16 protein-coding genes are annotated in these 26,287 nt (G+C 64.7%); 4 read left to right on the forward strand and 12 right to left on the reverse strand.

What is annotated here, in order from left to right; genetic code table 11:
- The 9 genes from ccoG to ccoN (ACZ6YA_RS00535) form a co-directional block, all read right to left on the reverse strand.
- On the reverse strand, positions 1–1,416 hold the full coding sequence (ccoG, locus tag ACZ6YA_RS00495) for a cytochrome c oxidase accessory protein CcoG (RefSeq protein ID WP_465894739.1): 1,416 nt from the start codon (positions 1,414–1,416) through the stop codon (positions 1–3).
- Between the two features lie 290 nt (positions 1,417–1,706).
- Positions 1,707–2,687, reverse strand: coding sequence for a cytochrome-c oxidase, cbb3-type subunit III (gene ccoP / locus ACZ6YA_RS00500; protein WP_465894740.1), 981 nt, complete (start codon positions 2,685–2,687; stop codon positions 1,707–1,709).
- Positions 2,684–2,875, reverse strand: a complete 192-nt coding sequence (locus ACZ6YA_RS00505; protein ID WP_400803686.1) for a cbb3-type cytochrome oxidase subunit 3 — start codon at positions 2,873–2,875, stop codon at positions 2,684–2,686. Before ACZ6YA_RS00505 ends, ccoP (ACZ6YA_RS00500) begins: the two co-directional genes overlap by 4 nt.
- 5 nt (positions 2,876–2,880) lie before the next feature.
- Positions 2,881–3,489 carry a cytochrome-c oxidase, cbb3-type subunit II gene (gene ccoO / locus ACZ6YA_RS00510; RefSeq protein ID WP_046785292.1) on the reverse strand — a complete coding sequence of 203 codons (609 nt, stop codon included), beginning with the start codon at positions 3,487–3,489 and terminating at the stop codon, positions 2,881–2,883.
- The gene (gene ccoN / locus ACZ6YA_RS00515) at positions 3,489–4,931 is read right to left on the reverse strand and encodes a cytochrome-c oxidase, cbb3-type subunit I (protein ID WP_194792513.1); all 1,443 of its coding nucleotides are present in this window, start codon (positions 4,929–4,931) and stop codon (positions 3,489–3,491) included. Before ccoN (ACZ6YA_RS00515) ends, ccoO (ACZ6YA_RS00510) begins: the two co-directional genes overlap by 1 nt.
- Before the next feature lie 468 nt (positions 4,932–5,399).
- Positions 5,400–6,335: a cytochrome-c oxidase, cbb3-type subunit III gene (gene ccoP, locus ACZ6YA_RS00520; protein ID WP_465894742.1), complete on the reverse strand. Its 936-nt coding sequence runs from the start codon at positions 6,333–6,335 to the stop codon at positions 5,400–5,402.
- The gene (locus ACZ6YA_RS00525; protein ID WP_465894743.1) at positions 6,332–6,526 is read right to left on the reverse strand and encodes a cbb3-type cytochrome oxidase subunit 3; all 195 of its coding nucleotides are present in this window, start codon (positions 6,524–6,526) and stop codon (positions 6,332–6,334) included. Before ACZ6YA_RS00525 ends, ccoP (ACZ6YA_RS00520) begins: the two co-directional genes overlap by 4 nt.
- Before the next feature lie 5 nt (positions 6,527–6,531).
- On the reverse strand, positions 6,532–7,140 hold the full coding sequence (gene ccoO, locus ACZ6YA_RS00530; RefSeq protein ID WP_465894745.1) for a cytochrome-c oxidase, cbb3-type subunit II: 609 nt from the start codon (positions 7,138–7,140) through the stop codon (positions 6,532–6,534).
- Positions 7,141–7,153: 13 nt separating this feature from the next.
- Complete coding sequence (gene ccoN, locus ACZ6YA_RS00535; protein ID WP_465894746.1) at positions 7,154–8,578, reverse strand: cytochrome-c oxidase, cbb3-type subunit I; 1,425 nt, start codon at positions 8,576–8,578, stop codon at positions 7,154–7,156.
- A gap of 51 nt (positions 8,579–8,629) precedes the next feature.
- Here ccoN (ACZ6YA_RS00535) and ACZ6YA_RS00540 point away from each other — a divergent pair, with 51 nt between their 5' ends.
- Positions 8,630–9,322, forward strand: a complete 693-nt coding sequence (locus tag ACZ6YA_RS00540; protein WP_465894749.1) for an alpha/beta family hydrolase — start codon at positions 8,630–8,632, stop codon at positions 9,320–9,322.
- A 113-nt stretch (positions 9,323–9,435) separates the two neighbouring features.
- Here the strand turns inward: ACZ6YA_RS00540 and ppnP are convergent, their stop codons facing one another.
- Together ppnP and ACZ6YA_RS00550 are read right to left on the reverse strand one after the other, a co-directional pair.
- The gene (ppnP, locus tag ACZ6YA_RS00545; protein ID WP_322364316.1) at positions 9,436–9,720 is read right to left on the reverse strand and encodes a pyrimidine/purine nucleoside phosphorylase; all 285 of its coding nucleotides are present in this window, start codon (positions 9,718–9,720) and stop codon (positions 9,436–9,438) included.
- Positions 9,721–9,794: 74 nt separating this feature from the next.
- Positions 9,795–10,346 carry a 3'-5' exonuclease gene (locus ACZ6YA_RS00550; protein ID WP_465894752.1) on the reverse strand — a complete coding sequence of 184 codons (552 nt, stop codon included), beginning with the start codon at positions 10,344–10,346 and terminating at the stop codon, positions 9,795–9,797.
- Positions 10,347–10,510: 164 nt separating this feature from the next.
- On the opposite strand from ACZ6YA_RS00550, the gene ACZ6YA_RS00555 reads away from it, so the two are divergent.
- A complete protein-coding gene (locus tag ACZ6YA_RS00555) occupies positions 10,511–11,311 on the forward strand; it encodes a substrate-binding periplasmic protein (protein WP_465895317.1) in 801 nt (266 codons plus the stop codon).
- Between the two features lie 64 nt (positions 11,312–11,375).
- Positions 11,376–12,389, forward strand: coding sequence for a GNAT family N-acetyltransferase (locus ACZ6YA_RS00560; RefSeq protein ID WP_465894754.1), 1,014 nt, complete (start codon positions 11,376–11,378; stop codon positions 12,387–12,389).
- A gap of 106 nt (positions 12,390–12,495) precedes the next feature.
- Here the strand turns inward: ACZ6YA_RS00560 and ACZ6YA_RS00565 are convergent, their stop codons facing one another.
- Positions 12,496–13,026, reverse strand: a complete 531-nt coding sequence (locus ACZ6YA_RS00565; protein ID WP_465894756.1) for an RNA polymerase factor sigma-70 — start codon at positions 13,024–13,026, stop codon at positions 12,496–12,498.
- Between the two features lie 306 nt (positions 13,027–13,332).
- On the opposite strand from ACZ6YA_RS00565, the gene ACZ6YA_RS00570 reads away from it, so the two are divergent.
- On the forward strand, positions 13,333–26,280 hold the full coding sequence (locus ACZ6YA_RS00570; protein WP_465894759.1) for a non-ribosomal peptide synthetase: 12,948 nt from the start codon (positions 13,333–13,335) through the stop codon (positions 26,278–26,280).
- The last annotated feature ends 7 nt before the right edge of the window (positions 26,281–26,287 follow it).

Genomic DNA, 26,287 nt, shown 5'->3' on the forward strand with positions numbered 1-26,287 from the left:
TCAGCGGATCTGTGGGCCGATGAAACGGCTCTTGGCTTCGACCTCGGCGGCGCTGTCATCGGCGCTTTTGAGGATGAAGGTAACTTCGTTGGTAGTCGAGGGCAGCTTCTCGGGGGCGACTGACAATTGCACGGGCAGGCTGACGATGTCGCCGGCGGCCACGCGGATTTCGCGCTGGCCTTCCAGGCGCAGGTCGGGCAGGCCGGCGGCGTCGAGCACGTAGACGTGGTCGCGCTGATCCTTGTTCATGACCTTGAGGCTGTACACGTTCTCGATCCGGCCCTGGGCGTTCTCGCGGTAAAGCACGCGGTCCTTGCTGACGTCGAAGCCGACCAGCGAGCGGGTGGCGAAGGCGGTGGCCAGGGCGCCAATCATCACCAGCAGCACCAGCGCATAGCCGATCAGCCGTGGCCGCAGCATGTGGGTTTTCTGTCCCGACAGGTTGTGCTCGGTGGTGTAGCTGATCAGGCCCTTGGGGTAGTTCATTTTCTCCATGATGCTGTCGCAGGCGTCGATGCAGGCGGCGCAGCCGATGCATTCGATCTGCAGGCCGTCGCGGATATCGATGCCGGTAGGGCAGACCTGCACGCACATCGTGCAGTCGATGCAGTCGCCCAGGCCTTGGGCCTTGTAGTCCGTGTCCTTTTTGCGTGGTCCGCGGGTTTCACCGCGGCGCGGGTCGTAGGAGACGATCAGCGTGTCCTTGTCGAACATCACGCTCTGAAAGCGCGCATAGGGGCACATATACACGCACACCTGCTCGCGCAACCAGCCGGCGTTGCCATAGGTGGCGAGGGTGAAGAAACCGACCCAGAAGTAAGCCCAGCCGTCGGCCTGGCCGGTAAAGAATTCGATGACCAGTTCACGGATCGGCGAAAAGTAGCCGACGAAGGTCATGCCCGTGACGAAGCCGGTCAGCAGCCACAGGCTGTGCTTGGCGAACTTGCGCAGGAACTTGTTGCCGCTCATGGGCGCCTTGTCGAGCTTCATGCGCTGGTTGCGATCACCCTCGGTGACTTTTTCGCACCACATGAAAATCCACGTCCACACGCTTTGCGGGCAGGTGTAACCGCACCAGACGCGGCCGGCGTACACGGTGACGAAGAACAGGCCGAAGGCGGCGACGATGAGGATGCCCGAGAGCAGGATGAAGTCTTGTGGCCAGATGGTGGCGCCGAAGATGTAGAACTTGCGCTCGGGCAGATTCCACCACACGGCCTGGTGGCCGCCCCAGTTCAGCCACACGGTGCCGAAGTAGAGCAGGAACAGAAACGCCCCGCCGACCATCCGCAGGCGGCGGAAGATACCGGTGAAGGCGCGGGTGTAGATTTTCTCGCGAGAGGCGTAGAGGTCGACGGAATCCTTCCCTTTGCTGGCAGGCGGGGTGACATCATGTACCGGAATTTGCTTGCTCATCATCAAGTCCCACGGCAGTGGAAAAACGCCGCGGCCAGTGCGTGCCGACCGCAGTCTCGCGCATTCTGCTAGCGCTCTGTGGCCCATGATACGCCGGTGATGGCACTCTGGGGACGCACTGCGACCTTTAGTCGCGTTGGGTTCGTGGTGTTAATCGTGTTATGGCGGGTGTCAATTGATGCAGGTCAGTGGGTGGTGGTTTAGCTGGCCTCATCGCGGATGAATCCGCTCCTACAGGGATCGCGCAACCCGTGTAGGCGCGGATTCATCCGCGAGAGGCCAGGCCCGCTCTACTCGGTCTTGGCCTCAACCTGCTCTTGATGCGACAAGCTGTACACATAAGCCGCCAGCAGATGCACCTTGTCATTGCCCTGCAACTGCTCCTGCGCCGGCATCTGCCCCTGGCGACCATAACGGATGGTCTGCTGCAGCTGAGCAAAGCTCGAACCGTAGATGAACGCCTGCGGGTGGGTCAGGTTTGGCGCGCCCATGGCCGGGGTGCCTTTGCCTTCCGGCCCATGGCAGGCCACGCAGTTGGCAGCGAAGATCTTCTGCCCGTTCTCGGCATCGGCCTTCACGCCCTCTGGCAGCGTGCGGCCATCGAGCTTGCTGACCACGAAGGCCGCGACATCAGCCACGCCTTGTTCGCCGATCACTTCCGACCAGGCCGGCATCACGCCATGACGGCCGCCCATGATGGTGGTCTTGATGGTTTCCGGCTCGCCGCCCCAGCGCCAGTCGTTGTCGGTCAGGTTGGGGAAGCCGTAGGCGCCCTTGGCGTCGGAGCCGTGGCACACCGAGCAGTTGGAGGCGAACAGTCGTGCGCCCATTTTCAGCGCCTGCGGCTGTTTGGCCACTTCTTCGATGGGCATGGCTGCGTACTTGGCGAAGATCGGCCCGAAGCGGGCGTCGGCCTTGGCCATTTCCTTTTCCCACTCGTGCACGCCGGTCCAGCCCGGCTGGCCATTGGTGAACTCGGTCTGCTTGTCGTTATCCAGGTACGAATAACCCGGCAGCACGCCCTTCCAGTTGCCCAGGCCCGGGTACAGCACCAGGTAGCCAAGGGCGAAGATGATGGTGCCGACGAACAGCCAGAACCACCATTTCGGCAGCGGGTTGTCGTATTCCTCGATGCCATCGAAGGCATGCCCGACGGTTTCGTCGGTGACTTCTTCGCGCTGGCCCTTACGGGTCGACAGCAGCAACCAGGTCAGCGAGAAGATGGTGCCCAGGGTCAGGACGGTGACGTACAGACTCCAGAAGGTTGTCATTGTTGTTTGCTCCCAGACGCTTTTGCTTGCTCGACGTGCTTGCTGGCGGAGGGGTCATCCGCGAAGGGTAATTGGGTCGCTTCGTCGAAGTCCTTTTTACGCCGTGGGTTGAACACCCACAGCGCCAGGCCCACGAAGGCCACCATCACCACGACGGTGCCCAGGCCGCGAATCATCCCGATATCCATCAGCGTCACCGTTTGCTCTTGATGATGGTGCCAAGACCCTGCAGGTACGCGACCAGCGCGTCCATCTCGGTCTTGCCCTTGACCGCGTCGCGGGCGCCGGCGATGTCGGCGTCGGTGTACGGCGTGCCCAGGGTACGCAGCACTTCCAGCTTCTTCGCGGTGTCCTTGCCGTCCAGCGTGTTCTCGACCAGCCACGGATAGGATGGCATCTTCGATTCCGGCACCACGTTGCGCGGGTTGTACAGGTGCGCGCGGTGCCAGTCATCGGAATAACGGCCGCCGACGCGTGCCAGGTCCGGGCCGGTGCGCTTGGAGCCCCACAGGAACGGATGGTCCCACACGCTTTCACCGGCCACTGAGTAGTGGCCGTAGCGCTCGGTTTCGGCGCGGAACGGGCGGATCATCTGCGAGTGGCAGCCCACGCAACCTTCGCGGATGTAGATGTCGCGGCCTTCGACTTCCAGCGCAGTGCGCGGCTTCATGCCTTCGACAGGTTTGTTGGTCACGTCCTGGAAAAACAACGGGACGATCTGGGTGAGGCCACCGACGCTCACGGCGATGACCATGAAGAACGCCAGCAGGCCGATGTTCTTCTCGACAGCTTCATGCTTCATCAGTGCGCTCCCACGACGACGATCTTGGCGGCTTCATCGGCTTCTACCGGGTTGGCAGCGCGGACGGTACGGAACACGTTGTAGGCCATCAGCAGCATGCCGGAGGCGAAGAACGCACCGCCCAGTGCCCGCACGATGTAACCCGGGTGGCTGGCCTGCAGGGCTTCGACGAAGGAGTAGGTGAGCGTGCCGTCATCGTTGATGGCGCGCCACATCAGGCCCTGGGTGATGCCGTTGACCCACATCGAGGCGATGTACAGCACGGTGCCGATGGTCGCCAGCCAGAAGTGCGCGTTGATCAGCCCGACACTGTGCATCTGCACCCGGCCATACAGCTTGGGAATCATGTGGTACACCGCGCCGATCGAGATCATCGCTACCCAGCCGAGGGCGCCGGCGTGGACGTGGCCGATGGTCCAGTCGGTGTAGTGCGACAGCGAGTTCACGGTCTTGATGGCCATCATCGGGCCTTCGAAGGTGGACATGCCGTAGAACGCCAGCGACACCACGAGGAAGCGCAGGATTGGGTCGGTGCGCAGTTTGTGCCAGGCACCGGACAGGGTCATCATGCCGTTGATCATGCCGCCCCAGCTCGGCGCCAGGAGGATGATCGACATCACCATGCCCAGCGACTGCGCCCAGTCAGGTAGCGCGGTGTAGTGCAGGTGGTGCGGGCCAGCCCAGATGTACAGGGTGATCAGTGCCCAGAAGTGCACGATCGACAGGCGATACGAGTAGATCGGCCGCTCGGCCTGCTTGGGCACGAAGTAGTACATCATCCCCAGGAAACCGGTGGTGAGGAAAAAGCCCACGGCGTTGTGGCCGTACCACCACTGGATCATCGCGTCGGTGGCGCCGGCGTAGGCCGAGTATGACTTGAACAGGCTCACCGGCAGCGAGATGTGGTTGACGATGTGCAGCATCGCGGTCACCACGATGAAAGCGCCGTAGAACCAGTTGCCGACATAAATGTGTTTGGTCTTGCGCTTGACGATGGTGCCGAAGAACACCAGCCCGTAGGTGACCCAGACGATGGCCAGCAGGATCGCCAGCGGCCACTCGAGCTCGGCGTATTCCTTGGTGGTGGTATAGCCCATCGGCAAGGTGATCAGTGCGCCGACGATCACCGCCTGCCAACCCCAGAAGGTGAAGGCGGCCATGCTGTCGGAGATCAGCCTTGTCTGGCAGGTTCGCTGCACCACGTAGTAGCTGGTGCCGAACAACGCGCAGCCGCCGAAGGCGAAGATGACCAGGTTGGTGTGCAGCGGGCGCAGGCGGCCGAAGCTGGTCCAGGGCAGGTCCAGGTTCAGTTGCGGCCACACCAGCTGCGAGGCGATGAAGACGCCGAGGCCCATGCCAAGGATCCCCCAGACCACCGTCATGATGGCGAACTGGCGGACGACCTTATAGTTATAAGCAGTCGGACTGATTGCTGTGCTCATTCTAAGGTTCCACGGTTTTGGTGTTCTTGTTGGTTGAAAAATCGGCGCCAGTATCGATAACCACCAGGGTTATGGCAACGCAAGGCGACCTACGCCGACCCGTGTCCGGGCCCGTTTGCCGACGTCCCGCGGCAATTGGGTCTGGGCGATTGTACACAAATAAATATTTGTAATGTGTACCGTTTTTCACCTTTTTCTGATCGATCGGTCAAGCTTTTTTTTGGGCGGCGTCAGGCGATGCGCCGCGTCTGCTTCGCTGGATTGATAGCGAAGCCCACTGTGGCAACAAGCTTAGTTCCGTTCGGAGGGGGTGCAAGGGGAGGGGTAGGGCGGGGAAGTGCCGGGGCTGCTTCGCATCCATTCGCGGGACAAGCCCGCTCCCACAGGTTCTGCGCTGGATCTGGATATGGCGCGATCCTGTGGGAGCGGGCTTGTCCCGCGAATGGGCCGCAAAGCGGCCCCAAGGTATTACTTGGCAGTCACTGATTCAGCGTCTTGCGAAAGGCTAAACACATAAGCCGCCAGCAAATGCACCTTGTCATTACCCTGTATCTCCACCTGCGCCGGCATCTGCCCCTGGCGCCCATAGCGAATGGTCTGCTGCAACTGAGCAAAACTCGACCCATAGATAAACGCCTGCGGATGATTCAGGTTCGGCGCACCCATGGCCGGCGTGCCATTACCCTCAGGCCCATGACAGGCAACGCAGTTGCCGGCAAAGATTTCCTTGCCCTTGGCCGCGTCGGCCTTGGCCCCTTCCGGTAGGCTGCGGCCATCGAGGTTGGTCAGCACGTAGGCGGCAACATCCGCCACGCCTTGTTCGCCGATCACCTCGGCCCAGGCTGGCATCACCCCGTGGCGGCCGTTCATGATCGAGGCCTTGATGGTCTCGGGCTCGCCGCCCCAGCGCCAGTCATTGTCGGTCAGGTTGGGAAAGCCGTAGGCGCCCTTGGCGTCCGAGCCGTGGCACACCGCGCAGTTGGAGGCGAACAGGCGGCCGCCCATCTTCAACGCCTGTGGGTCCTTGGCCACTTCCTCGACGGGCATGGCCGCGTACTTGGCGAAGATCGGCCCGAACTTGGCGTCGGCCTTGTCCATTTCCTTCTGCCATTCATTGACGCCGGTCCAGCCGTTCTCATAGCCGGGCAAAATGCCTTTCCAGTTGCCCAGGCCCGGGTACAGCACCAGGTAGCCGGCGCCGAACACCAAGGTGCCGACGAACAGGTAGAACCACCACTTGGGCAGCGGGTTGTCGTATTCCTCAATGCCATCGAAGCTATGGCCCATGGTCTGGTCGGTGGTGCTGTTGCTCTGGCCCTTTCGGGTCGACAGCAGCAACCAGGTCAGGCCAATCAGGCTGCCAATGGTCAGTACGCTGATGTACGTACTCCAGAAGGTGGTCATTGCCCGTTACTCCTTTTTGCAGCAGGTGCCTGCCCGGCTGCGGGCAGGCGGTCGTCGACGAAGGGCAGCAAGCGCGCTTCGGAGAAATCACGGTCGCGGCGACGGTTGAACACCCACAGCGTGAGGCCGATGAAGGCGATCATCACCACCAGGGTGCCCAGGCCGCGGATCATGCCGATGTCTATTTCCATCGCACTCACCTCTTGTTCTTGATCGCGGTGCCGAGCACCTGCAGGTAGGCGACCAACGCGTCCATTTCGGTCTTGCCCTTGACCGCGTCACGGGCGCCGGCGATGTCGGCATCGGTATAGGGCACGCCGAGGGTGCGCAGGGTGCGCATCTTGGTGTCGGTGTGGCTGTTGTCGACCTGTGCGGCGACCAGCCACGGGTAGGCCGGCATCTTCGATTCCGGTACCACGTTGCGCGGGTTGTACAGGTGCGCACGGTGCCAGTCGTCGGAGTAACGGCCGCCCACGCGCGCCAGGTCAGGGCCGGTACGCTTGGAGCCCCACAGGAACGGGTGGTCCCATACGCTTTCACCGGCCACCGAATAGTGGCCGTAGCGCTCGGTCTCGGCGCGGAATGGGCGGATCATCTGCGAGTGGCAGCCCACGCAGCCTTCACGGATGTAGATGTCGCGGCCTTCCAACTGCAAGGCGGTGTAGGGCTTCATGCCCTCGACCGGCTTGTTGGTGACGTCCTGGAAGAACAGCGGGACGATCTGGGTCAGGCCGCCGATGCTGACGGCGAACACCATCAACAAGGCCAACAGGCCTACGTTTTTCTCGATCACTTCATGTTTCATCAGGCGGGTCTCCTCAGGCCAGCTGGGCGTTGGCAGGGGCGGCTTCAGTGGCCGATGCACGCACGGTGCGCCAGGTGTTCCAGGCCATCAGGAACATGCCGCTGAGGAAGATCGCGCCACCCACGAAACGCACCACGAAGCCCGGGTGGCTGGCCACCAGGGTTTCCACGAACGAGTAGGTGAGCGTGCCGTCGCTGTTGACCGCGCGCCACATCAGGCCTTGGGCGATGCCGTTGACCCACATCGAGGCGATGTACAGCACGGTACCGATGGTCGCCAGCCAGAAGTGCGCGTTGATCAGGCCAAGGCTGTACATGCGCTGTTTGCCGAACACCACCGGGATGGTGTGGTACAACGCGCCGATCGAGATCATCGCCACCCAGCCGAGGGCGCCGGCATGCACGTGGCCGATGGTCCAGTCGGTGTAGTGGGACAGAGCGTTGACCGTCTTGATGGCCATCATCGGGCCTTCGAAGGTGGACATGCCGTAAAACGCCAGCGACACCACCAGGAAGCGCAGGATCGGGTCGCTGCGCAGTTTGTGCCAGGCCCCCGACAAGGTCATCATGCCGTTGATCATGCCGCCCCAGCTGGGTGCCAGCAGGATTAGCGACATCACCATGCCCAGCGACTGCGCCCAGTCGGGCAGGGCGGTGTAGTGCAGGTGGTGCGGGCCGGCCCAGATGTACAGGGTGATCAGCGCCCAGAAGTGGACGATCGACAGGCGATAGGAATACACCGGGCGTTCAGCCTGCTTGGGCACGTAGTAGTACATCATCCCGAGAAAGCCCGCGGTGAGGAAGAAGCCCACGGCGTTGTGGCCGTACCACCACTGCACCATTGCATCGGTGGCGCCGGCGTACACCGAGTAGGACTTGGTCAGACTGACTGGCAGCTCCAGGTTGTTGACGATGTGCAACAACGCCACGGTCAGGATGAAGGCGCCGAAAAACCAGTTGCCCACATAGATGTGCTTGGTGGTGCGTTTCATCAGCGTGCCGAAGAACACGATGGCGTAGGCGACCCAGACGACGGTGATCAGGATGTCGATCGGCCATTCCAGTTCGGCGTATTCCTTGGAGCTGGTGTAGCCCAGCGGCAGGCTGATGGCCGCTAGCAGGATTACCAGCTGCCAGCCCCAGAAGGTGAACGCCGCAAGCTTTGGCGAAAACAGGGTGGTCTGGCAGGTACGTTGCACCGAATAATAGGAAGTGGCGAACAGCGCGCAGCCGCCGAAGGCGAAGATCACCGCATTGGTATGCAGTGGGCGCAGGCGGCCGAAGCTGGTCCAGGGGAGGTCGAAGTTGAGGGAAGGCCAGGCAAGCTGGGCGGCGATGAAGACGCCGAGCCCCATCCCGACGATTCCCCACACCACCGTCATGATGGCGAATTGGCGGACCACCTTGTAGTTATAGGCGGTACTGCTGGTTGTGTTCATGTATGGGTTCCCATCCACGGTTATTTTGGCAGGCTATGAAACGAGGCAAGCATGATTAATGGGCAAAGTGCCGGTATTGACGGGGATCAATGGGCGAAGATCGCAAATGTCCCAGGCTTGCGCTGCGATCCTCCACGCAATCAAGGCGATAGCCGCACTTCGGCCTGCCTGATCCTGGCCCACGGCGCGGGGGCGCCGATGGACAGCGGGTTCATGGACGAAATGGCGCAAAGGCTGGCGGCGCTTGGGGTTGGCGTGGTCCGCTTCGAGTTTCCCTATATGGCCGAGCGCAGGGCCGGGGGGAGCAAGCGCCCGCCCAATCCGCAGAAGGTGCTGCTCGAATGCTGGCGCGAGCTGTACCGGCAGGTGCGACCTTTGGTCACGGGCAGGCTGGCGATTGGCGGCAAGTCGATGGGCGGGCGCATGGCCAGCTTGTTGGCGGATGAATTGGGCGCGGATGCGCTGGTGTGCCTGGGGTATCCGTTCTATGCGGTGGGCAAGCCGGAGAAGCCACGGGTCGAGCACTTGGCGGAGTTGCAGACCCCTACAGTGATCGTCCAGGGCGAGCGCGATGCGCTGGGTAATCGCGAGGCAGTTGCAGGGTATGCGCTGTCACCGTCGATCGAGGTGAGCTGGCTGGTGGCGGGGGATCATGACCTGAAACCGCTGAAAGCTTCGGGGTTCAGTCATGAGCAGCATTTGCAGGCGGCGGCTGAGAAAGTCGCGGGGTTCTTGTTGAAATAGTGTTGTTTTCTTCGCGGGCAAGCCCGCTCCCACAGGTACCCCACTGTATTAAGACCCAGTGGGGTACCTGTGGGAGCGGGCTTGCCCGCGAAAAGGCCGGTGCAGGCTTGCGCTTAGTCGCGGTACTCGCACAGGTAGGCGGTGTCTACCTTCACCTGCAGCTGGAACTTGCTGTCCGCCGCCACATTGAACTTGTCACCGGCATTGAAGGTTTCCCAATTGTCGCTACCCGGCAGCTTGACGGTCAGCGCGCCCGAAACCACGTGCATGATTTCGCGCTTGGCGGTGCCGAACTCGTATTCGCCCGGAGCCATGACGCCGACGGTGGCCGGGCCTTCAGTGCCTTCGAAGGCGATCGACTTGACGGTACCATCGAAGTATTCGTTGACCTTGAACATGGGCGACTCCTGAAAAAGGGGGATTAAAAATGGCTGGCCAGTATGCCCAAGCCCATCCGCCCCGTCATCTGCTTTCAGGGCGCATTGGCGGGCAGGCTCAAAGGCAGCAACCGCGCAGTGTTGCGCGCATCCTCAAGGGCCCGGTGCTGTTGCCCGCAAAAGTGCATGCCGGCCAGTTGCAGCGCGCCGTTCAGCCCAGCCGGGCGCTGCAAGTGACGAGCCTTGGCGAAGCGCTGCTTGAGGTTGATGTGCGGCAGGTTGCGCAGCAGGCTGTCGAGCGCATGGTGCTGCCATTCCTGCAGCAGCTGCTGGCGGTCGTAATCCCCCCAACTGACCCACGCCTGCAACTGCCCACGGTGGTGGCCCAGCCAGCGTTCGAAGCGTCCCCAGACCTCCGGGAATGTTGCGGCATTGTCGACATCGGCCTGGCTGATGTGCGTCAGCTCGCGGCAGAACGGCGTCAGCTGCGGCCGCCGCCGCGGCCGCACGAAGCGCTGGAAGTGGTCCACCTCACGGCCCTCACGGGTCACCAGGCTGGCGCCGATTTCTATGATTTCCATCTCCGTCACCGGCCAGCCACCCTCATCGGTGGTGGCTTCCAGGTCGATCACCAACCAGTGGCCCATACCAGGCTCCCTCGCCATTCATGCTAGAGCAGCGTAGCCAATGTCTGGCCACACGGCATCCCCTGGCAAAATGCCCTCACTTTGGCATAACCAGCGGTTGTGCCTGGCAGGGAAAACGCCTAGCTTAGGGCGCATCCAGGTATGAACCGTGATGAGTGTCCGTCTTGACTCCAGCGCCCGGCCTGAAGGCTATGTCCACCCTGTTGATGCTGGCTGCGGTATGGCTGGCGGTGCCGGCATGGGCAGCCGTCGTCACCGATGTGAAGATTGGCGCCGCGCATTTTCCGCCGTACACCGTGCGCCCCGAGCAAGGCGCCGACACCGGCCTGTTGCCGCAATTGGTCGAGGCCTTGAATCGCCTGCAGCAGGATTACCGCTTCGTGCTGGTGCCCACCTCGATCCAGCGGCGCTTCGGTGATTTCCAGCAGGGCCGCACCGATATGGCCATTTTCGAGAACCCTGAATGGGGCTGGGAGCAGATCCCCCACCAGACAGTGGACATGGGCCTGGAAGATGCCGAAGTGTTCGTTGCCAAGCAGGCCGATGGCCGTGACCAGCATTACTTCGACGACCTGGCCGGTAAACGCCTGGCGCTGTTCAACGGCTACCATTACGCCTTCGCCAGCTTCAATTCCGACCCCAACTATCTGCGCAAGGCCTACAACGCCACGCTGACGTATTCTCATGACAGCAACCTGCTGATGGTCCAGGCCGGCCGTGCCGACATCGCCTTGGTGACCCGCTCCTACCTCAGCGATTTCTTGAGGCGCAACCCGGCCAGCTTAAGTCAGTTGATGCCTTCCACGCGCATTGATCAGGTCTATCACCACTACGCCTTGTTACGCCCTGGTGCTGCCATCAATGGCGAGCAGTTTGCTGCGCTGATGCATCGACTGCGCGACGCCGGAGAGCTGACCCGCATCTTCGAGCCCTACCGGATCACCGTCGCCGCGCCCCTCGACTAAATTCCCGGTGTGCCGCCACGTTTTCAGCAGTGAGCCTCCTTTTCATTAACTGTGAGCCCTGCCCATGCCGTTCGATGCCGCTTCACAGCCCCTTACAGCGCCACGCTGGCGCAGCCTCAATGCCGACGAAGGTGATTGCTGGTTGAGCCTGACCCTCGAGGATCGGCCATTGATCCAGGTACGCCTGGTACCTGGCGAGACCCTCGCGGCGCATGTTGAAAGCCTTTGTCCAGAACGCCCGCACCAAGCCCTGTGGGCTGCCTGCTATTGGCTGCTGTCGCGCGACCCCACCCGCCAGCGCCTGGCCTGGCACCTGCCGAATGCAGTACCCGAGGCACTCGCCAGTGGCCTGCTGTTGATGACCGAGCAGGCGGGCGTGTACCTGTGCGAGCGCACCCTGTTCTGGCAGTTGCCCCAGCCATGGCTTGGCCAGGCGATCAGTGGTGGCTACCCGCAACAGATGCAGATCAGCAACGGCAAACGCCACCCACGTCGCGCGCCCAAGCCCCGTGGCGAGGTCTATCGGCGCTTTGACGCACGCCTGGGAAGCTGGGTCTCGCTGCGCACTCTGGAGCTCGACCAGGACCTGCAGCGTTTCAATCGTTGGCAGAACAACCCGCGGGTGGAGCAGTTCTGGCAGGAAGGCGGATCACTGGAGCAGCACCGTGAGTACCTGGCCAAGCTGGAAGCCGATCCGCATACCGTGACCTTGATCGGCTGCTTCGACGATCAGCCGTTCGCCTACTTCGAGGCGTACTGGGCAAAGGAAGACCGCATCGCGCCGTTCTATCCGGCCGACGACTACGACCGTGGCATCCACATGCTGGTGGGGGAGGAGGCGCACCGTGGTCCGCACAAGGTGGCCAGCTGGCTGTCGGCGCTGGTGCACTATCTGTTCCTGGATGACCCGCGCACCCAACGGGTGGTCGCCGAACCGCGTGCCGACAACGGCAAGATGATCGGCTACATGCACGACCAGTGCTTCCATTGCGACAAGGAATTCGATTTCCCGCACAAGCGCGCAGCGCTGATGATTCTGGGGCGGGAGCGGTTTTTCGATCACTGCAAGTTAGTCTGAGACCGTGTCGCCGTCTTCGCGGGGCAAGCCCGCTCCCACACGGATCGGCATTGGCAAGGTCATTGTGGGAGCGGGCTTGCCCCGCGAAAAGGGCGACACCGATCTATCAGGCTTGCCGGCTTGCAGTCTTGCGGCAGTGCACCAGGGCATCACGAATCATGAAGTTGACCAGCGTCGGCGACACCCCCAGCTCTTTGGCGATGTCTTTCTGCGGCACGCCGTGCAGGCGGTACATCTCGAAGGCGTAGCGAGTGCGCTGCGGCAGTTCGTTGAGCGCCTCGGCAATGTGTTCGAGCGCCGCCAGGTTGATATGCGTGGCTTCGGGCGAGGCGTTTGGGATCACCACGTTCAGGCCTTCTTCTTCGCTGCCCGAATACCTCAGTTCCATCGCCTGCTTGCGGTAGTGATCGATGGCCAGGTTGCGCACGATCTGGAACAGGTAGCTGAGCTGGGCCTTGAATGAAGAAGTGATCTGTGGGGCGGAGCTGAGCCGGAAGAAGGCGTCCTGCACCACATCCTCGGCGCGCGAGCGGCAGCCGGTGATGCGCGCCGCGATCTTGACCAGGATGCTGCGGTTGTCGACGAACGCCTGGAGTAATGGTGAATCGCACTTACTTGTGGATAGTTGTTCCGCCATGGAAATCACCTTGTCTCAGAGGGGGATAGGAGCACCCCTCATGGGGAAGCTTCCTGCGACGTGCGACAAACTATTCAGAATGATAATGATTGTCAAATACGAAAGTTAATGAGTATCCGTTAGTTTCAGTTCTAAGCAGGCGAGCGTGACGCGGTTCACCTTTCACAGCCTACAAAGCCGCCTCATCCCGGTAATTTCTTCCCTCGCCCGTCCGTTCCCCTCTGTACATCCGGCCGCCGAACGCTGCCCGCCGACCTCGCGCGGGGCAACCGGCCCGACTTATCCAGACACTGGCAGGAACACTCCATGACGGACGCCTTCGAACTCCCGCTTTCGCTGGTCCAGGCTCTGGCGCAACGCGCCGCGCAGACCCCGGACCGCATCGCCTTGCGCTTCTTGGCCGATGCTCCAGGCGAGCAGGCCGTGCTCAGCTATCGCGACCTGGACCTGCGCGCGCGCACCATCGCCGCCGCCTTGCAGAGCCGCGCCGCGTTCGGTGACCGGGCCGTGCTGCTGTTCCCCAGTGGGCCGGACTACGTGGCAGCGTTCTTTGGTTGTCTCTATGCCGGAGTGATCGCCGTGCCGGCCTATCCGCCGGAGTCCACGCGCCAGCATCACCAGGAGCGCCTGTTGTCGATCATTGACGATGCCGAGCCGCGCCTGCTGCTGACCGTGGCGGCGCTGCACGACGTTTTGCAGGGCCTGCCAGCCCTGGCCGCCGACAACGCCCCCGAACTGTTGGCGGTGGATGGCCTGGATCCTGTGTTGGCGAGTGCCTGGCGCGAACCTGCGCTGGCCGGCGACGACATCGCCTTCCTCCAGTACACTTCAGGCTCCACCGCGCTGCCCAAGGGCGTGCAGGTCAGCCACGGCAACCTGGTGGCCAACGAGCAACTCATTCGCCATGGCTTCGGCATCGACCTCAACCCCGACGATGTGATCGTCAGCTGGTTGCCGCTGTACCACGACATGGGCCTGATTGGCGGGCTGCTGCAGCCGATTTTCAGCGGCGTCCCATGCGTGCTGATGTCGCCCGGCTACTTCCTCGCCCGCCCGCAGCGTTGGCTGCAGGCGATCAGCGAGTATGGCGGCACCATCAGCGGCGGGCCGGACTTCGCCTACCGCCTGTGCAGCGAGCGGGTCAGCGAGGCGGCCCTGGCCGGCCTCGACCTCAGCCGTTGGCGCGTGGCCTATTCGGGCTCTGAGCCGATCCGCCAGGACAGTCTGGACACCTTTGCTGATAAATTCGCTGCTTGCGGCTTTACGCCGAGCAGCTTCTTTGCCAGTTATGGCCTGGCCGAAGCCACCCTGTTCGTTAGCGGCAGCCGCCGTGGCCAGGGCATCGGCGCGCTGGAAATCGATGCCGAGGCGTTTGCCGCCAACCGTGCCGAAACCGGCAAGGGCAGCGTGCTGATGAGCTGCGGCTACCCGCAACCCGGCCATGCGGTGCGCATCGTCGAGCCGCAGCACCTGGAAGTGCTGGATGACAACCTGGTCGGCGAAATCTGGGCCGGTGGCCCGAGCATCGCCCTGGGTTACTGGCGCAATCCCGAGGCCAGCGCCCGCACCTTCGTCGAAATGGACGGCCAGACCTGGCTGCGTACCGGCGACCTGGGTTTCATGCGCGACGGCGAAGTGTTCGTCACCGGGCGCCTGAAGGACATGCTCATCGTGCGCGGACAGAACCTGTACCCACAGGACCTGGAAAAAACCCTTGAGCGTGAAGTCGACGTGCTGCGCAAGGGCCGTGTCGCGGTGTTCGCCGTCGACGACCAGGGCGAGGAGGGCATCGGCGTGGCGGTGGAAGTCAGCCGCAACGTGCAGAAGGCGGTGAAGCCCGAGGCGCTGATCAAGACCCTGCGCCAGGTCATCGCCGATGCCTGCCGGCAGGCGCCGGCCGTGGTCCTGCTGCTCAACCCGGGCGCGCTGCCCAAGACCTCCAGCGGCAAGCTGCAGCGGTCGGCGTGCCGCCTGCGCATGAATGATGGCAGCCTGGATTGCTATGCGCGCTTACCTAGCGTTACCGGGCCGACCGAGACCGCTGCAGCCGCTGATGGCGTGCAGGCCCGCATCGCCGGCATCTGGCGCGAGATTCTCAACGTCGAGTCGGTCGCCGCCGACGACCATTTCCTGTTGCTGGGCGGCAACTCCATCGCCGCCACCCAGGTCACCGCGCGCCTGGCCGATGAGCTGGGGGTCGCGCTGAACCTGCGCACCTTGTTCGAAGCGCCGACACTGTCCGATTACAGCGCCGCCGTGGCGGCAATCATCACCCAGGGCGGTGGTGAAACGGCAGCCATCGCGACCCTAAGCCGTGGCCAGGCCCTGCCGCAGTCACTGGCGCAAAACCGCCTGTGGCTGCTGTGGCAACTGGAGCCGCAATCGGCGGCCTACAACATTCCCGCCGGCCTGCACCTACGCGGCGAGCTGGATCAGGCCGCGCTGGAGGCTGCGTTCCAGGCGCTGGTTACACGCCATGAAGCTCTGCGCACCGTGTTCAGCGAAGCAGGCGGCCAGGCCCTGCAGCGCATCCTGCCCGAGCTGCCTTTCAATCTGCACCGCCTCGACCTGCAAGGGCTGACGACCAGCGAAGTGGCCGAGCGCCGCGAAGCCGAAGCCCAGCAACCGTTCGATCTGACCCAAGGGCCGCTGCTGCGTGTGACCTTGGCGCAGTTGGACGATGAGGACCATCAGCTGTGGGTGACCTTGCACCACATCGTCGCCGATGGCTGGTCGCTGAACATCCTCCTCGACGAATTCGCCAGGCTCTATGCTGCCCGTTGCCAAGGCCTGGAGGCATCGCTGGCGCCCCTGCCGTTGGGCTATGCCGACTATGGCAACTGGCAGCGCCAGTGGTTGGCCGAGGGTGAAAGTGCACGTCAGCTGGAGTACTGGAAGGCCCAGCTGGGCGATACCCTGCCGGTGCTCGACCTGCACCCCGACCAGCCACGTTCCAGCCAGCAGGCACACCGCGCCGCGCGCTTGAACCTCAAAGTACCCGCTGCGCTCAGCGAAGCCCTCAAGGGCCTGGCCCGCGATCAGCAAGCGAGCCTGTTCATGGTCTTGCTGGCCGCCTGGCAAGGCCTGCTGCACCGCTACACCGGCCAGGGCGAAATCCGCGTCGGCGTGCCCAACGCCAACCGCCCGCGGCAGGAAACCCAGGGCATGGTCGGTTTCTTCATCAACACCCAGGTGCTGCGTGCGCAACTGGATGGCCGCCTGCCGTTCAGCGCACTGCTGGCCCAGGTGCGCCAGGCCACCCTCGACGCCCAGGCCCACCAGGACCTGCCGTTCGAGCAACTGCTCGAAGCGCTGCCCGAGGCGCGTGAGCAAGGCCTGTTCCAGGTCATGTTCAATCACCAGCAACGCGACCTCTCGGCGTTGCGTCGCCTGCCGGGCCTGCTGGCCGAAGAGCTGCCGTGGCACAGCCGCGAAGCCAAGTTCGACCTGCAACTGCACAGCGAGGAAGACCACCAGGGCCGCCTCAGCCTAGCCTTCGACTATGCCGCCGAACTGTTTGCCGAAGGCACCGTCAAGCGCCTGTCCCAGCACCTGCTGGCGCTGCTCGAACAGGTGAGCGCGCAACCGCAGCTGGCCTTGGGCGACGTCGATTTGCTGAGCGAGCAAGGCCGTCAGCAGCTGTTGAACTGGGGCCAGGCACCGGCGCCGGTGCCGCAGCGTCTGGTGGTCGAACAGCTCAACGAACAAGCGCGCCAGCCCCCCGAGCGCACTGCGCTGGCCTGGGAAGGCGGCAGCCTTGACTATGCCGAATTGCACCAGCAGGCCAACCGCCTGGCGCATTACCTGCGCGACAAGGGCGTTGGCCCGGACACCTGCGTGGCCATCGCTGTCGAGCGCTCACCGCAACTGCTGGTCGGCCTGCTGGCCATCCTCAAAGCCGGTGGCGCCTATGTGCCGCTGGACGTCGACTACCCGGCCGAGCGCCTGGCCTACATGCTGCGCGATTGCCAGGCCAGTCTGTTGCTGAGCAACAGCGGCATGCTCGCCAGCTTGCCGCAGGTCGAGGGCGTCAGCGCCATCGCCCTCGACCAGCTGCACCTGGACAGCTGGCCAAGCCACGCGCCGGGCCTGCACCTGCACGGCGACAACCTGGCCTACGTCATCTACACCTCCGGCTCCACCGGCCAGCCCAAAGGCGTGGGTAATACCCACGCGGCGCTGGCCGAGCGCCTGCAGTGGATGCAGGCCACCTATACGCTGGATGCCAGCGACGTGCTGATGCAGAAGGCGCCGATCAGTTTCGACGTGTCGGTGTGGGAGTGCTTCTGGCCGCTGATCACCGGCTGCAAACTGGTGCTCGCCGGCCCCGGTGAACACCGCGACCCGCAGCGCATCGCCGCGCTGGTGCAGCAGCATCAGGTCACCACGCTGCACTTCGTGCCGCCACTGTTGCAGGTGTTCGTGCAAGAGCCGCTGGCTGCTGGCTGCACCAGCCTGCGTAGGCTGTTCTCCGGCGGCGAAGCGCTGTCGGCGAACCTGCGCGACCGCGTGTTGCAACTGCTGCCGCAGGTGCAGCTGCACAACCGCTACGGCCCGACCGAAACCGCCATCAACGTCACCCACTGGCACTGCCAGGCCGAGGACGGCCAGCGCTCGCCCATCGGTCGCCCGCTGGGCAACGTGATCTGCCGCGTGCTGGATGCCGACCTGCAGCTGGCGGCGCCAGGCGTGCCGGGCGAGTTGTACCTCGGTGGCGCGGGCCTGGCCCGAGGCTACCTGGGCCGCCCAGGCCTGACCGCCGAGCGCTTCGTGCCCCAGGCTGATGGCAATGGCGAGCGCCTGTACCGCAGCGGCGACCGTGCCCGCTGGCAGGCTGAAGCCCTGGACTACCTCGGTCGTCTCGATCAGCAGGTGAAGGTCCGAGGTTTCCGCGTCGAGCCTGAGGAAGTCCAGGCCTGCCTGCTCAGTCAGCCGGATGTCGAACAGGCGCTGGTGCTGATCCATCAGGACGCCGTCGGCGCGCAGCTGGTCGGCTACTACAGCGGCCCGGCTCAGGCCGACGCGCTGCTGGCCAACCTGGCCGAGCGGCTGCCGGCCTACATGGTGCCGGCGCAGCTGATCGCGCTTGAACACATGCCGCTGGGCCCCAGCGGCAAGGTCGACCGCAAGGCCCTGCCGGCTCCGGTCTGGCAACAGCGTGAGCATGTCGAACCGCAAACGGCGCTTGAACAGCAGGTCGCGGCGATCTGGCGCGAAGTGCTCAACCTGCCGCGCATCGGCCTGCACGACGACTTCTTTGCCCTCGGCGGCCACTCGCTGCTGGCCACCCAGATCGTCTCGCGCACCCGCCAATCGTGCGACGTCGAACTGCCGCTGAAAGTACTGTTCGAGGCCAGCGAGCTAGGCACCTTCTGCGCCGAGATCGCCCGCATCCGCGAGGCAGGCCAGCGCAACCAGCAAGGCGAGATCACCCGCGTCGACCGCCGCCAGGCCGTGCCGCTGTCGTACTCGCAGCAGCGCATGTGGTTCCTCTGGCAGATGGAGCCGGACAGCCCGGCCTACAACGTCGGTGGCATGGCGCGCCTGCGCGGCACACTGCATGTGGATGCCTTCGAACGTGCGCTGCAGGCGTTGATCGTGCGCCACGAAACCCTGCGCACCACGTTCCCCGCCATCGATGGCGTTGCCTACCAGTGCGTGGCCGAGCACAGCGCCGTGAAGCTCGACTGGCAAGACTTCAGTGCATTGCCGGCCGCCACCCGCCAGCAGCGCCTGCAGCAGCTGGCCGACGAGCAGGCGCACCAACCCTTCGACCTGGAGCGCGGCCCGCTGCTGCGTGCCTGCCTGGTCAAGGCCGAAGAGCGCGAGCACTACTTCGTGCTGACCCTGCACCACATCGTCACCGAAGGCTGGGCCATGGACATCTTCGCCCGCGAACTGGGCGAGCTGTATGAAGCCTTCGTCGACGAGCGCGAGTCGCCACTGGAACCGCTGCCGGTGCAGTACCTGGACTACAGCGTGTGGCAGCGCCAATGGCTGGAAAGCGGCGAGGGCGCCCGCCAGCTGGCCTACTGGAAAGCCCGTTTGGGCGATGAGCACCCGGTGCTGGCACTGCCCGCCGATCGCCCACGCCCGGCGGTGCAAAGCCACCGTGGCGAGCTGTACCGCTTTGACCTCGACCCGGCGCTGGTCGCCCGCGTGCATGCGTTCAACAGCCAGCGCGGGCTGACCCTGTTCATGACCATGACCGCCACCCTGGCCGCTTTGCTGCACCGCTACAGCGGCCAGCGCGACCTGCGCATCGGCGCGCCGGTGGCCAACCGCATCCGTCCGGAAAGCGAGGGGCTTATTGGCGCCTTCCTCAACACTCAAGTGCTGCGTTGCGAGCTGGACGGGCAGATGACCGCTGGCGCATTGCTCGACCAGGTGCGCCAGGCCGCCATCGAAGGCCAGTCGCACCAGGACCTGCCGTTCGACCAGCTGGTCGAAGCTCTGCAGCCACCGCGCAGCAGTGCCTACAACCCGCTGTTCCAGGTGATGTGCAACGTGCAGCGCTGGGCCTTCCAGCAAAGCCGTGACCTGGCCGGCATGCAGGTGGACTACCTGGTCAACGACGCCAGCGCCACCAAGTTCGACCTGTACCTGGAAGTCACCGACCTCGACGGCCGCCTGGGTTGCTGCCTGACCTACAGCCGCGACTTGTTCGACGAACCGCGCATCGCACGCATGGCCGAGCACTGGCAGCAGCTGCTGATCGGCCTGCTGGACGACCCCGAGCAGCGCCTGTGCGAACTGCCGATGCTGGCCGACGCCGAACAGCAAGTGATGATCGGCCAGTTGCAGGGCGAACATCACTACGCCCTCGACCAGACCCTGCACGGCCTGTTCGCCGCCCAGGCCGCGCGCACGCCGCAGGCCGGCGCGCTGACCTTCGCTGGCCAGCATCTGAGCTATGCCGAACTCGACCAGCAGGCCAACCGCCTGGCCCGCGCCCTGCGCGAGCGTGGTGTCGGCCCGCAGGTGCGCGTGGGCCTGGCCCTGGAGCGTTCGCTGGAGATGGTCGTCGGCCTTTTGGCCATTCTCAAGGCTGGCGGCGCCTACGTGCCGCTCGATCCGGAGTACCCGCTCGACCGCCTACGCTACATGATCGAGGACAGCCGCATCGGCCTGCTGCTGAGCCAGCGCGCGCTGCTCGAAACCCTCGGCGAGTTGCCCGGCGGCGTGGCCAGCTGGAGCCTGGAGGACGATGCCGCGAGCCTGTCGGCCTACAGCGATGCGCCGCTGGACAACCTCAACTTGCCGCAACACCCGGCCTACCTGATCTACACCTCCGGCTCCACCGGCAAGCCCAAGGGCGTAGTAGTCAGCCACGGCGAAATCGCCATGCATTGCCAAGCGGTGATCGACGCCTTCGGCATGCGCAGCGACGATTGCGAACTGCACTTCTATTCGATCAACTTCGACGCCGCCAGCGAACGCCTGCTGGTGCCGCTGCTGTGCGGTGCCCGCGTGGTGCTGCGTGCCCAGGGCCAATGGGGCGCCGAAGAGATCTGCCAGCTGGTGCGCGAGCAGCAGGTCAGCGTCCTTGGCTTCACCCCAAGCTATGGCAGCCAGCTGGCCCAGTACCTGGCCGGGCAGGGCGAGCAACTGCCGGTGCGCCTGGTGATCACCGGTGGCGAAGCGCTGACCGGCGAGCACCTGACGCGTATCCGCCAAGCCTTCGCCCCGCAGCAGTTCATCAACGCCTACGGCCCGACCGAGACCGTGGTCATGCCGCTGGCGTGCGTAGCGCCCGACACACTGCCCGCCGACGCCGGCAGCGTGCCGATCGGCCGGGTGATTGGTGCCCGCAGCGCCTATATCCTCGACGAGGACCTGGCGCTGCTGCCGCAAGGCGGCATCGGTGAGCTGTACGTCGGCGGTGCCGGCCTGGCCCAGGGCTACCACGACCGCCCCGGCCTCAGTGCCGAACGCTTCGTCGCCGACCCGTTCAGCCATGACGGCGGGCGGCTGTACCGCACCGGCGACCTGGTGCGCCTGCGCGCCGACGGCCTGGTGGAGTACATCGGCCGTGCCGACCAGCAGGTGAAGATCCGCGGCTTCCGCATTGAGCTCGGCGAAATCGAAAGCCGCCTGCAGGAGCATGCCGATGTCGACGAGGCGGTAGTACTCGCTCTCGACCTGCCCGGTGGCAAGCAACTGGTGGGCTACCTGGTGTGCAAGCAGGCCGGCGCCGATAGCGAGGCCCAGGCTCAGCTGCGCGAGGCGGTCAAGGCTGATGCCCGCCAGCACCTGCCGGATTACATGGTGCCGGCGCACCTGGTGCTGCTCGCCAGCCTGCCGTTGATGGGCAACGGCAAGCTCGACCGCCGCGCCTTGCCGATGCCCGACCTGGAACAGGCGCGCCAGCACTATCAGGCGCCGGCCAACGCGCTGGAGGAACAACTGGCGCAGATCTGGCGCGAGGTGCTCAACGTCTCCCGCGTGGGCGTGCAGGACAACTTCTTCGAGCTGGGTGGTGACTCGATCCTGTCCATCCAGGTGGTCAGCCGCGCCCGTCAGCTGGGCCTGCAGTTCACCCCGCGTGATCTGTTCCAGCACCAGACCATCCAGACCCTCGCCGCCGTGGTCCGCCGCAGCGAAGCGCCAAGCAGCATCGAGCAGGCGCAGCGCCAGGGACGTAGCGCCCTGACGCCGATTCAGCACTGGTTCTTCGACAGTGAGGTGGCCCAGCCACAGCACTGGAACCAGGCGGTCTTGCTCGAAGCGCGCCAGCTGCTGGACAGCGCCCTGCTGGAGCGCGCCCTGGATGCACTGGTGGAGCACCACGACAGCCTGCGCCTGCGCTTCACCCAGGCCAATGGCCGCTGGCAGGGCGACTTCGCCGCATCGACCGGCGAGCAACTGCTGTGGACCGCCACGGTGGCCGACCTCGACGACTGCCAGGCGCTGTACACCGACGTGCAACGCAGCCTCGACCTGGAACAGGGGCCGCTGCTGCGCGCCTTGCTGGTCAGTGACGGGCAGGGCGCCCAGCGCCTGCTGCTGGCGATCCATCACCTGGTGGTCGACGGTGTGTCCTGGCGCGTGCTGCTCGAAGACCTGCAGGCGCTCTACCGTGGCCAGCCGCTGGCGATTAAGACCCACGCCATGGCCGATTGGGCCGCGCGCCTGGTCAGCTATGCTGGCAGCGACTCGCTGCGCGACGAACTCGACTGGTGGCAAGGCCAGCTCGGGGATGTGCGCCACGAACTGCCGTGTGATCACCCGCAAGGCGGCAACCGGCACCGGCACGCCGACACCCTGGCCATCGGCCTGGACGTCGAGCAGACCCGCCAGTTGCTGCAGCAGGCCCCGGCGGCCTACCACACCCAGGTCAACGACCTGCTGCTGACCGCCCTGGCGCGCACCCTGTGCCAATGGACCGGCGACGACGAGGTGCTGGTGCAGCTTGAAGGCCACGGCCGCGACGGCCTGTTCGAAGACATGGATCTGACCCGCAGCGTTGGCTGGTTCACCAATGCCTTCCCGCTGCGACTGAACCCGCAGGCCGGTGAGGGCGACAGCGCCCGCGCCACCTCGATCAAGCGCATCAAGGAGCAGCTGCGCCAGGTGCCGCACAAAGGCCAGGGCTACGGCGTGCTGCGCTACCTGGCCGACGCCGCCGGGCGTGAAAGCATGGCCGCGCTGCCCCAGGCACGCATCACCTTCAACTACCTCGGCCAGTTCGACCAGCAGTTCGACGCTGCCGCGCTGTTCCAGCCGCTAGACGCCCCGGCAGGTTTGGCCCACGACCTGGACGCGCCGCTGCCCAACTGGCTCAGCGTCGACGGCCAGGTTTACGGCGGTGCCTTGCAACTGCGCTGGACCTACAGCCGTGAGCGTTTCGACGAACAGACCATCGCCAACCTGGCCGAGGCCTATCGTCAGGAACTGCTGGCCCTGGTCAGCCACTGCCTGGCCGAGGGCAACGGCAGCTTCACGCCTTCGGACTTCCCGCTGGCGCACCTGACCCAGGAGCAGATCGACGCGCTGCCGATCCCGGCCGCGCAGATCGAGGACGTCTACCCGCTGACCCCGATGCAGGAGGGCCTGCTGCTGCATACCCTGCTGGAGCCGGGCACCGGCATCTACTACATGCAGGACCGCTACCGCATCAACAGCGCCCTTGACCCGCAACGTTTTGCCCAGGCCTGGCAGGCGGTGGTTGCGCGCCACGAGGCGCTGCGCGCATCGTTCAGCTGGAGTGCCGGCGAAGCGATGCTGCAGATCATCCACAAACCGGGCAACACGCCGGTGGATTACCAGGACTGGCGCGGCCTCGACGAGGCGACCCAGGAGCAGCGCCTGCAAGCCCTGCACAAGCAGGAGCGCGAAGCGGGCTTCGAACTGCTGCGCGAGGCGCCGTTCCACCTGCGCCTGGTGCGCGTGGACGACGCGCGCTACTGGTTCATGATGAGCAACCACCACATCCTCATCGATGCCTGGTGCCGTTCGCTGCTGATGAACGACTTCTTCGAGCTTTACCAGGCCCTCGGCGAAGGCCGCCAGGCTCAGCTGCCGGTGCCACCGCGCTACCGCGACTACATCGGCTGGCTGCAACGCCAGGACCTCGATGAAGCACGTGGGTGGTGGCAGGCCAACCTGGCCGGCTTCGAACATGCCACGGCGATCCCCAGCGACCGCCCGCTGCGCAATGACCACGCCGGTGACGGCATGGTCGTCGGCGACTGCTACACCCGCCTCGACGTCAGCGACGGCGTGCGCCTGCGCGAACTCGCCCAGGCCCACCAGCTGACCATCAACACCTTCGCCCAGGCGGCCTGGGCGCTGGTGCTGGCCCGCTACAGCGGTGAACGCGACGTGGCCTTCGGCGTGACCGTGGCCGGGCGCCCGGTGAGCATGCCGCAGATGCAGCGCACCGTCGGCCTGTTCATCAACAGCATCGCTTTGCGTGTGCAACTGCCGGAACTTGGCCAGCGCCGCAGCGTGCGCCAGTGGCTGCAAGGCTTGCTGGAACGCAACATGGAATTGCGCGAGTACGAATACCTGCCGTTGGTGACCATCCAGGAATGCAGCGAGCTGCCCAAAGGCCAGCCGCTGTTCAACAGCCTGTTCGTGTTCGAGAACGCCCCGGTGGAAACCGCCGTGCTCGACCACGCCCAGCACCTGAACGCCAGCTCCGACTCGGGCCGTACCCACACCAACTTCCCGTTGACCGCCGTGTGCTACCCAGGCGACGACCTGGGCCTGCACCTGTCGTTCGACCAGCGCTACTTCGACTACCCAACCGTCGAACGCCTGCTGGCCGAGTTCAAGCGCCTGCTACTGGCGCTGGTGCAAGGCTTTGAAGGCGAGGTGAGCGAACTGCCGCTGCTGGGTGAGGACGAACAGCGCTTCCTGCTCAACGACTGCAACCGCACCGAACACGCCTATGCCCTGGAGCAGAGCTACGTGGCGCAGTTCGAGGCGCAGGTCGCCGCGCACCCCGAGCGCACCGTGGCCCGTTGCCTGGAGGCAAGCTACGACTATGCCGGGTTGAATCTCGCGGCCAACCGCCTGGGCCATGCCCTGGTCGCTGCGGGCGTGACCCTCGATCAACCGGTCGCGCTGCTGGCCGAGCGCGGCCTGCCGCTGCTGGGCATGATCGTCGGCAGCTTCAAGGCCGGCGCTGGCTACCTGCCGCTGGACCCAGGCCTGCCGTCGGCGCGCCTGCAGCGCATCGTCGAACTCAGCCGCACGCCGGTGCTGGTGTGCAGCGCCGCCTGTGCCGAACAGGCGCGCTTGCTGCTCGATGAGCTGGCTGGCGTGGCCAGACCGCAACTACTGGTGTGGGAAGAAGTGCAGGCGAGCAACGTCGCCAGCCACAACCCAGGTATCCACAGCGGGCCGGACAACCTTGCTTATGTGATCTACACCTCAGGCTCCACCGGCTTGCCGAAGGGCGTGATGGTCGAGCAGCGCGGCATGCTCAACAACCAGCTGAGCAAGGTACCGTACCTGGCGCTGAGCGAGCACGACGTGATCGCCCAGACCGCCTCGCAGAGCTTCGACATCTCGGTCTGGCAGTTCCTTGCCGCGCCGCTGTTCGGCGCCAAGGTCGAGATCGTGCCGAACGCCATCGCCCACGATCCGCAGGGCCTGCTGGCCCATGTACAGGCCGCCGGCATCACCGTGCTGGAAAGCGTGCCTTCGCTGATCCAGGGCATGTTGGCCAACGATCACCAGGCGCTGGACGGCCTGCGCTGGATGCTGCCGACTGGCGAAGCCATGCCGCCGGAGCTGGCCGCGCAATGGCTGCAGCGCTACCCGGACATCGGCCTGGTCAACGCTTACGGCCCGGCAGAGTGTTCCGATGACGTGGCGTTCTTCCGCGTCGACCTGGCCTCGACCCAGGGCAGCTACCTGCCGATCGGCACACCGACCGATAACAACCGCCTGTACCTGTACGGCGAGGATCAAACCCTTGTGCCGCTGGGCGCGGTGGGCGAGTTGTGCGTCGCCGGTACCGGCGTGGGCCGAGGCTATGTCGGCGACCCCGTACGCACCGCTCTGGCATTCATTCCGCACCCGCACGGCGCACCAGGCGAACGCCTGTACCGCACGGGTGACCTGGCACGGCAACGGCCGGATGGTGTGCTCGAATATGTGGGGCGCATCGACCACCAGGTGAAGATCCGCGGCTATCGCATCGAGCTGGGCGAAATCGAAGCCCGCCTGCACGAGCAAACCGAGATCCGCGATGCCGCCGTGGGTGTGCAGGAGGGCGTCAACGGCAAGCACCTGGTCGGCTATCTGGTGGCTCACCAAGGCATCAGCGCCGACGCTGTGCTGCTGGAGCAGGTCAAGCAACGCCTGCGCGCCGAGTTGCCGGAATACATGGTCCCGCTGCACTGGGGCTGGTTCGACAACCTGCCGCACAACGCCAACGGCAAGCTCGACCGCAAGGCCCTGCCGGCCATCGACATCGGCGGCCAGCACAGCCAGGCCTACCTGGCACCGCGTGACGAGCTGGAAGAGGTGCTCGCCGGCATTTGGGCCGACGTGCTCAAGGCTGAGCGGGTAGGGGTGCACGACAACTTCTTCGAACTGGGCGGGCATTCGCTGTTGGCCACGCAAATTGCCTCGCGGGTGCAGAAGCAGCTGCAACTCAATGTGCCGCTGCGGGCGATGTTCGAGTGCAGTACGGTGGAGGAGTTGGCTGAGTACGTGCGCGGGTTGCAGGACAGCGCGCTGGACGAGGGCAAGGTGGATCGGTTGAGTGATCTGATGGCGGAGTTGGAGGGGCTTTGAGGGACGA

The sequence above is a fragment of the Pseudomonas sp. NPDC090752 genome (genome assembly GCF_055584805.1).

What these genes read in the sequence shown, in the direction of transcription:
- ccoN (WP_194792513.1), bottom strand. Translation starts at nt 4,931, where the DNA reads ATGAGCACAGCAATCAGTCCGACTGCTTATAACTATAAGGTCGTCCGC.
- ACZ6YA_RS00560 (WP_465894754.1), top strand. Translation starts at nt 11,376, where the DNA reads ATGCCGTTCGATGCCGCTTCACAGCCCCTTACAGCGCCACGCTGGCGC.
- ccoO (WP_046785292.1), bottom strand. Translation starts at nt 3,489, where the DNA reads ATGAAGCATGAAGCTGTCGAGAAGAACATCGGCCTGCTGGCGTTCTTC.
- ACZ6YA_RS00505 (WP_400803686.1), bottom strand. Translation starts at nt 2,875, where the DNA reads ATGGATATCGGGATGATTCGCGGCCTGGGCACCGTCGTGGTGATGGTG.
- ccoO (WP_465894745.1), bottom strand. Translation starts at nt 7,140, where the DNA reads ATGAAACATGAAGTGATCGAGAAAAACGTAGGCCTGTTGGCCTTGTTG.
- ppnP (WP_322364316.1), bottom strand. Translation starts at nt 9,720, where the DNA reads ATGTTCAAGGTCAACGAATACTTCGATGGTACCGTCAAGTCGATCGCC.
- ccoP (WP_465894740.1), bottom strand. Translation starts at nt 2,687, where the DNA reads ATGACAACCTTCTGGAGTCTGTACGTCACCGTCCTGACCCTGGGCACC.
- ccoG (WP_465894739.1), bottom strand. Translation starts at nt 1,416, where the DNA reads ATGAGCAAGCAAATTCCGGTACATGATGTCACCCCGCCTGCCAGCAAA.
- ACZ6YA_RS00540 (WP_465894749.1), top strand. Translation starts at nt 8,630, where the DNA reads ATGATTAATGGGCAAAGTGCCGGTATTGACGGGGATCAATGGGCGAAG.
- ACZ6YA_RS00525 (WP_465894743.1), bottom strand. Translation starts at nt 6,526, where the DNA reads ATGGAAATAGACATCGGCATGATCCGCGGCCTGGGCACCCTGGTGGTG.
- ACZ6YA_RS00565 (WP_465894756.1), bottom strand. Translation starts at nt 13,026, where the DNA reads ATGGCGGAACAACTATCCACAAGTAAGTGCGATTCACCATTACTCCAG.
- ccoN (WP_465894746.1), bottom strand. Translation starts at nt 8,578, where the DNA reads ATGAACACAACCAGCAGTACCGCCTATAACTACAAGGTGGTCCGCCAA.
- ACZ6YA_RS00570 (WP_465894759.1), top strand. Translation starts at nt 13,333, where the DNA reads ATGACGGACGCCTTCGAACTCCCGCTTTCGCTGGTCCAGGCTCTGGCG.
- ccoP (WP_465894742.1), bottom strand. Translation starts at nt 6,335, where the DNA reads ATGACCACCTTCTGGAGTACGTACATCAGCGTACTGACCATTGGCAGC.
- ACZ6YA_RS00550 (WP_465894752.1), bottom strand. Translation starts at nt 10,346, where the DNA reads ATGGGCCACTGGTTGGTGATCGACCTGGAAGCCACCACCGATGAGGGT.